Source organism: Thermococcus sp. (assembly GCF_015521605.1).
In the GTDB taxonomy this organism is placed as follows: domain Archaea; phylum Methanobacteriota_B; class Thermococci; order Thermococcales; family Thermococcaceae; genus Thermococcus.
The window spans coordinates 38,966-51,561 of record NZ_WANV01000019.1; the positions used below are offsets into that span (position 1 = coordinate 38,966).

Sequence of the window (12,596 nt, forward strand, 5' to 3'; positions counted from 1 at the left end):
CAACACCTCTCGGCTGGAGTTGAGGCTCGGTTTTAAAAGGGTTTGCCGGAGATATTCAGTCAGTGAATAGTTCAACAGGTGAGTATGGTGATGCCAATGAACCGCGACGAGCTGGTGGCCTTCCTTGACGAATACCTCAACGTTCAGGCTTACCCCGACAAGTCGAGCAACGGCCTCCAGGTGGAGGGGAAGGCGGAAGTCGAGAGGGTCGCCTTTGCGGTTGACGCTACTCTGAGGACCATAGAACGTGCCGCCGGGGGACGGGCGGACATGCTCATCGTCCACCACGGCATAATATGGGGCGGGCTGAGCCACGTCACCGGAATCCATTACAGGCGCCTGAAGGCGCTCTTCGATGCGGGCATGAACCTCTACGCGGCACACATTCCCCTGGACGCCCATCCCGAGGTCGGAAACAACGTCCAGCTTTTGGAACTTCTTGGCCTTGAGCCAAAGGAGGCCTTTGGGGAATACAGGGGAGCAACCATCGGCTTCCTCGGGAAGTTTGAGGAGCCGCAGCCCATAGAAAAGGTCGTCCAGATTCTGGCCGAGAGGCTCGGCACGACCGTCAGAACCTACGAGTTCGGGGAGAGGGAGATAGGAGTAGTTGGGGCAATAACCGGCGCCGGAGCCTTTGCACTCGAGGAGGGCAAGAGGAAGGGTGTTGACCTCTTCGTAACCGGCGAGTTCGGACACGCGGATTACCTAACCGCACTCGACTTGGGAATAAGCGTTGCCGTCGCCGGACACTACAAGACCGAGACGCTCGGGGTTAAGGCCCTGATGGAGGTCATAAAAGAAAAGTTTGGAATTGATGTTTTCTTCATAGACGAGCCTACTGGGCTCTGACGCTTCTTATCTTTTCCCTGAACTCCTCCGGCTCAAGGATCTTCAGCTCCACGCCCAGCTCCAGGGCGTATTCGTTTATCCAGCCGAGGGGTGGCACCTGAAACGGGTACACCACCCAGAGCTCCGAGAAACCGGCCCTGGAAGCCTTGACGATGTTGTAAAGAAGCCTCTGACGGATCCACTTGTAGGAGTTCTCGAACTCGATTGCGAGCAGCTTCTTCCCATCGCTCAGTATCGCCAGGTCAATCCTGGTGCCGTCGGCCGTTCGATACTCGGGAACCGCCATCAACCCCATTCCCCGGGCTATTTCAGCCGCTTCCTTGGTCAGAGCCTTCACCCTGATTTCAACCACCCCAAAGATTTTGAATCAGCCGAGGCGCTTTTTCACCTCGGCTATAGCTTCCTCCGCCTTGAGCGGGTTCTTTATCCTGCCCTGGGCGAGCTCCTTCCGTCCGCCGCCACCACCGCCGGCGACGGAGGTCACCACCTTTGCGAGCTCCCCGGCCTTGAGGTCGAGGCCGTCCCCAACAGCAACGACGAAATGTCCCTCCCTGCTGATAAGGACGATGACCCTGTTGTCCTTCCTGAGCTTGTTGGCGGCCTCGCGGAGGTCATCCATAGTCCCCTCCACCACGGCTCCGATGAACTCGACGTCGCCGACCTTCTCGGCCTCACTCTCAAGCTCGTAAACGAGGAGCTTTGCGAGTTCTTTTCTCAGCTTCTCCACCTCTTTTCTGGCCTGCTTCCACTCGTTGAAGAACCTCTCCGCCGTCTCGGGAACCTTCTCCGGCGGCACGCGGAAGACCTCGCTCGTCCTCTTGAGTATCCTCTCCGTCTCCTGCATCCAGCTGACCGCTGCCTCACCAGCGGCGAAGATTATACGCTCGACTCCGTCCTGTATGCGCTCCGTCCTTAGAATCTTAATAGGACCTATAAGTCCGGTGTTCGGCAGGTGGGTTCCACCGCAGGCCTGGACATCCCAGTCCTCGATGTTGAGTATCCTGATCACCCTGCCGGGAACAACGCCACCCTGGTACAGGCGGAAGCCGTACTTCATCTCGGCCTCGGTCCTCGGCAGCCACTCCCACCTGACCGGCCTGTTCTCCATGACGATGCGGTTTGCAAGGCGCTCTATCTCCCTGAGTTCCTCCTCGGTTATGCGCTTGTAGTGGGAAATGTCCAGCCTCGCCCAGTCGGTGTGGAGCTGGCTCCCGGCCTGCCAGATGTGCTTGCCGAGAACCCTCACAAGGGCGCCCATGAGGACGTGGGTTCCTGTGTGGTGACGCATGTGCTGTATTCTCCTCTCCCAGTCAATCCTTCCGTGAACCTTAGCCCCCTCCTTGAAGGCCTCGGGCCTCTCCACCCTGTGGAGGATTACCTTTCCGACCTTCTGGACGTCCAGGACCTTCACTCCGTTCAGCTCTCCGAGGTCACAGGGCTGACCGCCGCCCTCTGGGTAGAAGGCGGTCTGGTTGAGAACGACCCAGTCGTCTATGACCCTGAGAACCTCTGCGTCGAACTCCTTCATGAACGGGTCTTCGTAGTAGAGCGTCCTCGTGTCGGGCAGGTCCTTGACGAGCTCGAAGTCAACGACGTATTTGGCGGCCTCCTCCCTGGCGGTCTTCTCGGCGTCCTTGGCGACGAGGGTGTAGAAGTTGTCCGGTATGTGAACCCTAATCCCCTCCTCCTCAGCAACTTCCGCGACTATCTCAGGGGTTAGGCCGTGGCTCTCGTAGAACAGGATGAGCTTTTCGAGGGGTATCTCCTCCCTGCCCGACTTCTTGAGCTTGGCTATCTCCCTCCTCACGAGGTCGCTTCCGCGCTTGAGGGTCTCGTGATAGCGCTTCTCCTCGACGTCGACTATATCGAGGATTACCTCCTCCATCTCCTTGAACTCCGGGAACGTCGGGGAGAGTGCCTTGATGTGCATCGCCATTATCTCGCTCAGCGGCATTTCCAGTCCAAGCTCGCGGAGGTGTCTTATGCTCTTCCTTATGAGGAGCCTCGCCAGGTAGCCGGCTTTAAGGTTGGAGGGGATAACACCATCGGCCAGCATGAAGGTCAGCGCCTTTGTGTGGTCCGCTATCGCGTAGATGAGCTCGTAGGGCCTGACGGCTCTCTCAAGCTCCTCGACGCTTATGCCGACGCGCCTGGCCACCTCCCGACGGAGAACCTTGAGGTCTCCCATGTCCTCGATGTCAAACATTCCCGCCAGGCGGGAGTTCTCCATGAGGATGCGCTCGTCTATCTTCTCTATCCCCGCGGCCTTCTTCAGCGGCTCGACGACGTAGCCGAGGACGGCATCGTAGGCCGTCGGAGTCCCCTGGCTCATCCAGACGAGCCTCTCAAGGCCGTAGCCGGTGTCAACTACTCTCGTCTCCATCGGCACGTAGCGGTCGCCCTTTATCTCAATGACCTGGCTGGGGTCGGCGTTCTCGGGGGCCTTCTTGTACTGCATGAAAACGAGGGTTGCAACCTCCAGACCGCGGTAGAGTACCTCGAAGGCAGGCCCCGCGTTTCCCCCACCGGCCCACGGGTTCTCCTTGAAGGTGATGTCCTCGCCCTTCATCCCAAGGTCTTTTGTAAAGAACTCGAAGGCCAGCTCAACCGTCTCGTCCATCCAGTAGATCGGCTTTCCAGGGTAGTTGAAGGCGTGGTGGGCCATCATTTCAAATATCGTGAAGTGCCTGCCGGTTATTCCGACGTTGTCTATGTCGGTGAACCTTATTGAGGGCTGGCTTATTGTGAGGGGGTTCGCGGGCGGGTCGGCTTCGCCGCTGATTACCCACGGCTGAAAGTCCATTATGCTCGCCCCAACGAGGAGCACATCGTCTCTCCAGCGCGGCAGAACTGGGTAGCGCTTCACCCTGCCGTGGCCGTGCCTCTCAAAGAAGCTCAGGAACTTCTCGCGCATCTCCTCCAAGGTGTACTTCTTAGGTATTCCCGGCTTTCCTATGAAGGCGTACTCGTCACAGGGCGGGTCGCCGCAGGTCTCCCTGTCTGGATCGAGCGTCCAGAAGGGCTTACCGCACACTTTACACGTTTTTCGTATCCATCCTTCCTCTTCAAACATTTTAGTGGTCATGTCCATGCTCATGATCCTCACCTTCTTACTCCTAAGCCTATGCTACGGTGATGCTAAAAAAGACTTTCGTTTGAACTTCATTTCTTCCCTTCAGCACCCTTTTCCTGGAAGTAGTAGAGCACCCCCTCGTTCAGGAAGAAGTAGATGCTTTCGTCGGGGTCGTGGATCACGCGTTTGTTCATATCTATGGCGGCTTCAACAAGATCGGTAAGAGAAGCCAGCTTCACCCTCTCGGCGGGCAGGCGCTTAGGGAGGCTTCCCGAGCTTATCCACTTGGCAAGCTTTTTCTTTTCCCGCTCAAGTTTCATCTCCTCGACGTTGTATGCCGTTGGGTCGAACTTCCAGCCTGCAACCACCACAATTCCCGAAAGAACACCAAAGAGCACTGAGAGTGCCAGGAACAAGGCACGTCTTCTTTGATTTACGACCCGGGTTTCGGTAATAGTCTCGGTAAACGTCTGGGTGCCGTTTTTCAGGTCACCCGTGATGCTGTAAAACCCCTCATAAGGGAAGCTTATACTACCCCTGAACTCCTGAGTGCCCTCCACTGGTCTGCCGTTAACGGTGCCGGAGTACCTGATCCTCCCGATGAGCTCAACCCCGACGTTCTCCCTGGGAAGCCTCAGGATGTTCCTGGTGAGCTCTATCCTGTTAAAGACATCACTGACGTTGAGAAGCAGCCTATCCACGAAGGAGCTCCCCGTTGAGGAGTTAGAAATCGCCCGGTACGTCTCCTCCACAACCCTCTCCTTGTCGTAGGAGAGATAGTAAACAACCCTCAGCTCCCTCTCGAATCTGACGTTGACGTTCTCCCCGCTTATGTTAAAGTGAAGCTCCACCTCGGCCGCAGGCATTATGGACACGGGGTATATCGGCAGTCCAACTCTTCTTCCAACGTCCCATATTGGGTTGGGCTGAACTACAACGCCCTTTCCTTCAATCCCACCCGACCAGAGGTACAGGGTTCTGGTGACCGTATCCTTCGTGGCAACCGCTGTCGGAGTCGTGATGTACGCGTACCCAAAAGCCACCGCCAGAAGCAGAAAGATCACGGTTAGAGGCACCCAACGCCGTTTTATCCGAGAGAGCAGGTTATATTCCCAGAGTTCCATGGTGCCGCCTCCTTACCCGGCTTTTTATATCCGGGAACTCCCTCACCCACAGGGGAAACGTTACGAGCGTCAGCAGGAGGGATATTATAACGTTCAGCGATTCAAGTATAAAAGGATTGACCTCGTACGCCCTGACCAGCCACATCACGGGGAGGACTGAGTTAACGGCAAGTTCGTAGTCTCCGGCGTACGTTTCACCCGGAGGGAGGTAGACGTAGTCGGGCACGTCTTTTCTAAGCAGGAGAACTGGGAACGTGCCCGTATTAGTGACCCCCCGGGTTGTTGTCTCCAGCAGTGGATGGAGCATTATGGTAAGCACGGCGAGGGAGATAACGAATATTCCAACAGCCCGCAGGGGAAGCACTTCCTCCACGGTCCTCGACCTCCAGCGTTTCAGCTTCTCTTCCTGTCTTTCAGTCTTTGGAGAGTATCTCATAAGGTACGAGAGCTCGCTGTACAGAACTACGAGACCTGGAACAACTACGAGAAGGAAATACACAGCGAGTTTGACAGTCCTGTCAGGATTGTGCCTTGTGAGATATCCGAGGTAGGGAACCGAGAATACAGCCTTCCCAACGACGTTCTCTGAAGGAACCAAAAAGGGGTCAAGATCGTCGTTGTTGTCGCCCTTGGTCTGAAAGTACCTGCGGCTCCCGTTGGTGATCACATCAACGACCCTGTGGGTGACCAGTGTTTTCCTGTCTTTAGCATCGGGGGGGTGAAACGCTATGACGTCCCCAACTCCCACCGTGCTGTGATCAACCCTCTCAACGACCACCATGTCTCCCGGGTTGAAGAGGGGCTGCATGCTCCCGCTGAGAACCACGAGGAGGTCAAGATTCCCCAAGTGGGGAAGGAGAATAAAGGCTGGTGCAAGGAAAACGAGGAGTACGAGGTATTTTACCCTCATCGGGCTACACCCACTTAAACTTGATGCACGGGATGAGGTAGATTTCCTCAACGTGGTCGTCGAAGACGAAGGTTATTTCAAAGGCGGCCGAAACTACAGACCCGAACCCAAGCTCAAGGGGATGAGGCCCGCCCCCCAGCGCCACCCCAATTTCAACCTCCGCAGGGGAGGTGGAGTTGACATTAAACGTCCTATTGTCTATCTTCAGGTAGTTAAGCCTTCCGCCACCCCACCATTTCACGACAACCCCCTTAAGAACGACGTCCCTGCCCATGTTGTCAACATATACGCCGCTGAGAACCGCCTCACTGCATATTCTTCTGAAGCACTCGGGGGAGTGTTCCAGACTATCAGGGTCGTTTTTTGCGGTGGATATTATCCCTTCAACCTCGGAGACATCCGAACTGCCGCCATGATCACAGCAGGGGACGTGGCAGAGAAAAGTGAGCGTCGCGTTTTCATAAAGAATGGTGACGCTGGAGGGCGGGATCGCGGCGGTCAGTTCAGCAGTTATGGTCTCGGTGTCGGAGAAGTAGGAAAAAGAAGCCTGATTGATGTAGAGAGAAAAGAGCACCACAACGAGGGGAATGAGCAGGAGCTTTCTCATTTTACCTCACCACCAGTGCCGAGAGTAGCGAGAGTGACACCGCAAGGGCGATCACAACGAGTGCCATCTTACTAACCACTTCGATTCCCCTGAGAATCTGCGAGTAGGATACCTGGGCAGAGGCCAGGCGATCCACCAGGACGTTCGCGTAGTTCACCAGCGAGTTGTTTGAGACATCGATCAGCGGTATGTCGATGGAAGCCGTGCTGGTGTTCGAAGGTTTGGGCGTTTCGGTCCTCCCTTCCATGAGGAGGATTGGATTGGAGCCAGAGGCCTGACTAGTCCCATAAATCATTGTGGTGTACACCAGAAAGCCCATAACAACAAAAAGAAAGATTATGGAAAGCGACCTCATCGGCCCGACCCTCAGGTCTCCTGTTCAAGCTTGACGTGTACGGTCATAATGCAATAGTCGCCTTGCCAGTAGTTCTGGGGCTTCCCTGTGTCAATAATCTGGAATTCAAGCTCAAACGCGGTGTATCCCGAAATCAAACTGGGATTTCCCTCTGTTTGTGGTGGGTAAAGGCCCGTGATCTCCTGTTGGGATAGGTCATAGAGGGTTATATTTCCATCGTTATCCACATCCTGAATGTAAGTGTTATCCCAGTCGTTACCCGAGTTCCAGACTATGAGGATGTTAGGATTGTTGCCGGTGCCATCACTATACTTTATCTGAGTAACTTTGATTTCCTTGAGCCAGCTCCCTACTCCCGTCAGATCCGTATCAGACTCGGGACCGGGGTTGTCCCCGTCAGCTGGATTTCCATTGTCGTCCTCGTGACAGTCAAAGGTGAACCAGACCTTCACGTTACCTGCATCAACGTCCCCTATGTTATATATCTTTATTTCTCCGTCACCTGTTGTTAACCCTGGCTGACCTGGGTATCCGTTGCTTATTATCCACTGACCGTTTGGGTCAAGGATAGTGTTTGTAATAAGGAGGTCAAGCGTTCCGAGCTCTATGTAGTTGCCGCTGCTGGTCTCCGTATCCTGATAGACCGCCCATGTGCCGTAGCCCATCACTGCAACCAGCAGGCCGATGAGGAGGAAAGTTACTGCAATGCTCCGCATTGCTGGTCACCCCTGTAAAGAACTAAAGGGGATCAGCTCTGCTCAAGCAGGAAGTCCATATCAAAGGTAACGCTATCGCCCTGTATTCCGTTGTCGGCGTTTGAGTCAATTTCCCAATCGACCTGTATGTTCACACTCTGTCCGGCGGTAAGTGAACCGAGATCCAGCTGCTGTCCCTCCAAGTTTGCCAGAGTGTCAGTTATAACTGGGTTCCCGCTGGTGTCATAGATGGTGAGAATAACTGCATTTTCAATACTCCAAGTGCCTGAATCAACTGAGTTTGGAGTATTCTCTGCAGGATTGACATTTGAGATTGTCACGTAGAGATGTCCATCAACGGTACCATCGTTAGACACTGCGATTGTCCAGCTCCCTGAGTCACCGGGTGCAACACCATCACCGTCAACACTCTGGGTAACACTGCCAGCTCCGTTGACGCTCAAGTCGAGGGTTCCCGCCATAATGTAGTTGCCGCTGCTGGTCTCGGTGTCGCTGAAGTACGCCCAGGTTCCTGCGCCAAGCCCCATCACTACCATACCTACCAAAACCAAACTCAGCAGTGCACCTTTCATTTTCGAACACCTCCGAAAGGGCCCCTTCATACCAGGGCCCTTAGTAAATATCCAATTTCACATATTTAAGGAAGAAGAAACGCTCTTTCTTAGTTGGATTACGGAACAATGTTACGGAACAGTGTTCAGTTGATTTGAGGCCTTATTTTAGTCTTAGAGCAAACTTTCCATACTGAACAGATCATCCAATTCCCTGATTATTGTAAAAAACTCCCTCAGAAAGGCCTGCCCCTTATCGGTTGCCCTGTAAATTTTCCTGTTGTTCTCGACGATCTCCACAAGGTAGCCCTTCCTGAGGAGGTACTTTATGTAGCCGCTTGCCAGCTTAAAGTTCAGGTTTGCCCTGTAAACTATCTGGGTTTTGGTTGCACCGGTGCCGTTGGTAGAGCGCAGTATATCTGCTATTATCTCAACCTTCGACCTTCTCACAGCAATCACCCCAGTACCGATGTAATCGGAGACATTTGAGTCAAGTGGATTACACAAAACAGATTGTATCAATCATGGTTGAACCGTTTAGATTAAATTGTCATGTTATTTAAGCTTTGCGTATATTATAACGATTTGGATGTTTTTTCAGCCAAGTACATTCCAAAGAAAGATGTGTATTGCAAAAAATATAACAATAACCTCCAGATGTAGCCCAAGTTACATCCAGTGTTACAAAAACGGCAACACCGTAACCATATTACTGAACAATATTCCCTTAAATCCGACAAAACTTTGTAGTTATTCCAACGAATTATAGTGGTGTTATCATAGGGCAAAATTGGATAACGTTAACCATCACTCCTCAAGGTCATCCTCATCCAGGAGTATTATCGGGAACTTGACCTTCTTCAGCAGTTCGACCATCTTCTTGTAGGTTCTCTTTTGAACTTCAAGCTTATGCCTCAGGCTGGCGTTCTCTATGGCGAGTCGATTGGCCTCATCGACCTTCAGGTTGAGCTGCATACGGAGTTCGATTATCTCCTCCTCAAGCTCTCGAATTGAACGCTCAAGACGTTCAATCTCCTCCAGATACTCACGGCAGATGCGCTTTCGTATCATTGTGGTCAGCCCCGCGAAACCTCATCACCACTCAGGGGGCTCCAGACTCATCATCCCGGCGGTAGTTGGTCTCGGGAGTTAATAATGTTATCCAGGTCAAGGGCTCCACCGGGTGCCCCCGCAGCGGTTATATCAACTTTTACAAACACAATTGAAAGCATGCCAAATATATGATATTATATCCATATTATGCTTCACAAACCTTAAAACCTATGAGGTTCATAACCATTAACGTTAAAGTACACTGACGTCAGTAAACGTGGCACAAGGCATCTATATGCACTAGAATGAACTTATATGGGGGTGCCTCAATGGGTATGTTGGTGGACTTTATCAACTGGCTGGATGGGGAAGTCTGGGGCCTGCCAATGATAGTGCTGCTGGTGGGCACAGGACTTTTCCTGACAATAATACTGAGGGCAATTCAGTTCCGGCGTCTGGGGTGGTCAATAAGGTTCACCCTCTTCGAGGGCAGGAAGAAAGGCGGCGAGGGTGACATCACCCCGTTCCAGGCGCTGATGGCAACGATATCTGGAACCGTCGGTATCGGAAACATCGCCGGTGTCGCAACTGCAATCCACTACGGTGGTCCCGGAGCCCTTTTCTGGATGTGGGTCACTGCCCTGGTCGGCATGGCCACCAGGTACTCCGAGGGCCTTCTCGGTGTCGCGTTCAGGGACAAACTGCCCGACGGCACGATGATAGGAGGAACCTTCAACTTCCTTGAGAAGGGCTTCGCCATGGAGAATATCCCCAAGACCGGCAAGTACATAGCCTCGATATTCACGCTCCTCTTTGCAGTGTTCATAGGATACTCAGCTACGGGCTTCAGCGGTGCGCTTCAGATCGGTGCAATAATCGTGGCAATTCTCTTTGCGATACTCGGGCTGTTCCTGCTCAAGGACGACGCATATCCAACGCTTGGAAAGGTTCTCGCGGTGCTGTTTGCAATATTTGCAGCCATAGCGGCCTTCGGTATAGGTAACATGACCCAGTCCAACTCGGTCGCGGATGCAGTAAACACCGCATTCAACGTCCCACCATGGGTATCCGGCGCCATACTGGCAATACTGACTTTCATAGTCGTCATAGGAGGTATCAAGAGGATCGGTGAAGTCGCCGAGATGCTCGTGCCATTCATGGCAATAGTCTACTTCCTCTTCGCCATAGGCGTCTGGATCAAGTTTGCAGGAAAGCTGCCGTCAGCGTTCGCGTTGATATTCCAGGACGCGTTCACAGGAAAGGCCGTCGCCGGTGGGGCAATAGGCCAGGTAATCCTCTGGGGTGTCAAGAGGGGACTGTTCTCCAACGAAGCTGGTCTCGGTACGGCAACCCTCGCCCACGCCGCGGCCAAGACTGACCACCCATCAAGGCAGGCCCACGTCGCAATGCTCGGCCCGTTCATCGACACCCTGATAATCTGTACCCTAACCGGTGTCTCCATAGTTGTTACGGAGGCCTACAGCATGTACCCCGACCTCAACGGTGCACCGCTGACCCAGGCAGCCTTCGCCGCCGCCTTTGGACACGCGGGAGAGATAATGGTCGCCATAGGCATCATACTCTTCGCCTACTCGACAATACTCGCCTGGTCGTTCTACGGCAGGCAGAACGTCATGTACCTCGCCAAGTGGCTTGAGCAGGATCCTGAGAAGTTCGCAAGGCTCTATCCGAAGCTGCACCTCGTTTACAACCTGCTCTTCGTCGTCTTCATCTACGTCGGTGCCGTAACGAAGCTGGAGACCGTCTGGACGTTCTCAGACATGATGAACGGACTGATGGCGATACCGAACCTCATAGGCCTGCTCGTGCTGTTCTGGTTCGTCAGAGAAAAGACGGACGAGTTCGTCGCGGCCAACCCGTGACCTTTTCGTTTTTTCTCTTTAGCATCCCGGGGCGATAGCTATGTCTTCTGAGTATCCGCGAATAGTTGTCACTTCACCCGGCCCAAAGGCCAGAGAACTGATAGAGAGGGAAAAAGGGGTCATCTCGCCGGGTCTCGGCGTCAAGCTCTTCCCCGTTGTCCCTGAAAGGGGCTACGGGGCACTGATAGAGGATGTCGATGGCAACGTCTTCATAGACTTCCTTGCCGGAGCGGCGGCGGCTTCAACCGGCTACGCCCACCCAAAACTCGTAAAGGAAGTCCAGGAGCAGGTCGCGAGGATACAGCACTCGATGATAGGCTACACGTACAGCAAAAGGGCGATCGAAGTGGCAGAGATACTTGCGAAGAGGGCCCCAATCGAAGACCCCCTGATCCTGTTCGGACTGAGCGGGAGCGACGCGATGGATTTGACCATGCAGACCGCAAGGTTTGCCACGAAAAAACCGTGGATGATAGCGTTTATCGGAGCCTACCACGGACAGACCTACGGTGCCACCTCGATAGCGGCATTCCAGAGCTCTCAGAAGAGGGGGCTCTCCCCGCTCGTCCCAAACGTCGTGTGGGTGCCCTACCCGAACCCCTACCGGAACGTCTGGGGAATAAACGGCTACGAAGAGCCAGACGAGCTGATAAACCGCTTCCTAGACTATCTTGAGAGCTACATCTTTGCCCACGTCCTCCCCCCGGAGGAAACTGCAGTTCTAATAGCCGAGCCAATACAGGGCGATGCGGGGATAGTGGTGCCCCCAGATGACTTCTTCATTGAGCTCAAAAAACTCCTCGATGAGCACGGAATACTTCTGGCTATGGATGAGGTGCAGACCGGAATCGGAAGAACCGGGAAGTGGTTCGCGAGCGAGTGGTTTGGAGTCGAGCCGGACCTGCTGGCGTTTGGCAAGGGGGTGGCCAGTGGGATGGGCCTCAGCGGTGTCATCGGGAGAAGGGAACTGATGGAAGGGCTTACAAGCGGGTCGGCGCTCCTCACGCCTGCTGCAAACCCCGTGGTTTCTGCGGCCGCCTACGCCACGCTGAAGATAATCGAAGAGGAGAACCTGCTAGAAAACGCCCTGCGCGTCGGTTCCCTCATCCGGAAGCGCCTGAGGGAGATGCAGGAGGAGTACAGGATAATTGGAGACGTCCGCGGCAGGGGTCTAATGATAGGAGCGGAGATAGTCAAGCCGGACGGAAAGCCTGACCCCGAGCTGACGGGTAAAATCTGCTGGCGCGCCTTCGAGCTGGGCCTCATCCTGCCGAGCTACGGAATGTTCGGGAACGTTATCAGGATAACGCCGCCGCTCGTGATAACCGAGGAGCTGGCAGAGAGGGGCTTAGAGATAATGGAGACCGCACTGAAGGACGCGCTGGCTGGCAGGGTGACCCACAGGGTCGTGACGTGGCATTGAGTACCTCGGGATTCTTTTCAATATTTCTTCATCCGCTAACCATTTAAGCTAA

13 protein-coding genes are annotated in these 12,596 nt (G+C 54.1%); 3 read left to right on the forward strand and 10 right to left on the reverse strand.

Translation table 11 applies throughout. From position 1 onward, the window contains the following. Nucleotides 1–96: 96 nt before the first annotated feature. The gene (locus F7C11_RS03905; protein ID WP_297091190.1) at nt 97–849 is read left to right on the forward strand and encodes a Nif3-like dinuclear metal center hexameric protein; all 753 of its coding nucleotides are present in this window, start codon (nt 97–99) and stop codon (nt 847–849) included. Here F7C11_RS03905 and F7C11_RS03910 read toward each other — a convergent pair. The 10 genes from F7C11_RS03910 to F7C11_RS03955 form a co-directional block, all read right to left on the reverse strand. Beyond that, nucleotides 836–1,186, reverse strand: coding sequence for a hypothetical protein (locus F7C11_RS03910; protein WP_297091163.1), 351 nt, complete (start codon nt 1,184–1,186; stop codon nt 836–838). The two genes, F7C11_RS03905 and F7C11_RS03910, sit on opposite strands and share 14 nt — an antisense overlap. Before the next feature lie 30 nt (nt 1,187–1,216). Continuing rightward, complete coding sequence (gene alaS, locus F7C11_RS03915; RefSeq protein ID WP_297091165.1) at nt 1,217–3,946, reverse strand: alanine--tRNA ligase; 2,730 nt, start codon at nt 3,944–3,946, stop codon at nt 1,217–1,219. A 65-nt stretch (nt 3,947–4,011) separates the two neighbouring features. Further along, nucleotides 4,012–4,986 (reverse strand): DUF5305 family protein, encoded by a 975-nt coding sequence (locus tag F7C11_RS03920; protein WP_297091167.1) that lies wholly within the window; start codon nt 4,984–4,986, stop codon nt 4,012–4,014. A gap of 40 nt (nt 4,987–5,026) precedes the next feature. Next, nucleotides 5,027–5,956, reverse strand: coding sequence for a signal peptidase I (locus F7C11_RS03925; RefSeq protein ID WP_297091169.1), 930 nt, complete (start codon nt 5,954–5,956; stop codon nt 5,027–5,029). A 4-nt stretch (nt 5,957–5,960) separates the two neighbouring features. Next, a complete protein-coding gene (locus tag F7C11_RS03930) occupies nt 5,961–6,563 on the reverse strand; it encodes a hypothetical protein (RefSeq protein WP_297091170.1) in 603 nt (200 codons plus the stop codon). A gap of 1 nt (nt 6,564) precedes the next feature. After that, nucleotides 6,565–6,858 carry a hypothetical protein gene (locus F7C11_RS03935; RefSeq protein ID WP_297091172.1) on the reverse strand — a complete coding sequence of 98 codons (294 nt, stop codon included), beginning with the start codon at nt 6,856–6,858 and terminating at the stop codon, nt 6,565–6,567. Between the two features lie 71 nt (nt 6,859–6,929). Then, a complete protein-coding gene (locus tag F7C11_RS03940; protein ID WP_297091174.1) occupies nt 6,930–7,634 on the reverse strand; it encodes a hypothetical protein in 705 nt (234 codons plus the stop codon). Between the two features lie 32 nt (nt 7,635–7,666). Next, nucleotides 7,667–8,206 carry a TasA family protein gene (locus F7C11_RS03945; RefSeq protein WP_297091176.1) on the reverse strand — a complete coding sequence of 180 codons (540 nt, stop codon included), beginning with the start codon at nt 8,204–8,206 and terminating at the stop codon, nt 7,667–7,669. Between the two features lie 153 nt (nt 8,207–8,359). Next, nucleotides 8,360–8,635: a winged helix-turn-helix domain-containing protein gene (locus tag F7C11_RS03950; RefSeq protein ID WP_297091178.1), complete on the reverse strand. Its 276-nt coding sequence runs from the start codon at nt 8,633–8,635 to the stop codon at nt 8,360–8,362. Nucleotides 8,636–8,992: 357 nt separating this feature from the next. Continuing rightward, nucleotides 8,993–9,256 (reverse strand): hypothetical protein, encoded by a 264-nt coding sequence (locus tag F7C11_RS03955; protein WP_297091180.1) that lies wholly within the window; start codon nt 9,254–9,256, stop codon nt 8,993–8,995. A gap of 311 nt (nt 9,257–9,567) precedes the next feature. Here F7C11_RS03955 and F7C11_RS03960 point away from each other — a divergent pair, with 311 nt between their 5' ends. Together F7C11_RS03960 and F7C11_RS03965 are read left to right on the forward strand one after the other, a co-directional pair. After that, nucleotides 9,568–11,121, forward strand: a complete 1,554-nt coding sequence (locus tag F7C11_RS03960) for a sodium:alanine symporter family protein (RefSeq protein WP_297091182.1) — start codon at nt 9,568–9,570, stop codon at nt 11,119–11,121. Between the two features lie 40 nt (nt 11,122–11,161). Further along, nucleotides 11,162–12,544 carry an acetyl ornithine aminotransferase family protein gene (locus F7C11_RS03965; RefSeq protein WP_297091184.1) on the forward strand — a complete coding sequence of 461 codons (1,383 nt, stop codon included), beginning with the start codon at nt 11,162–11,164 and terminating at the stop codon, nt 12,542–12,544. Nucleotides 12,545–12,596 lie beyond the last annotated feature (52 nt).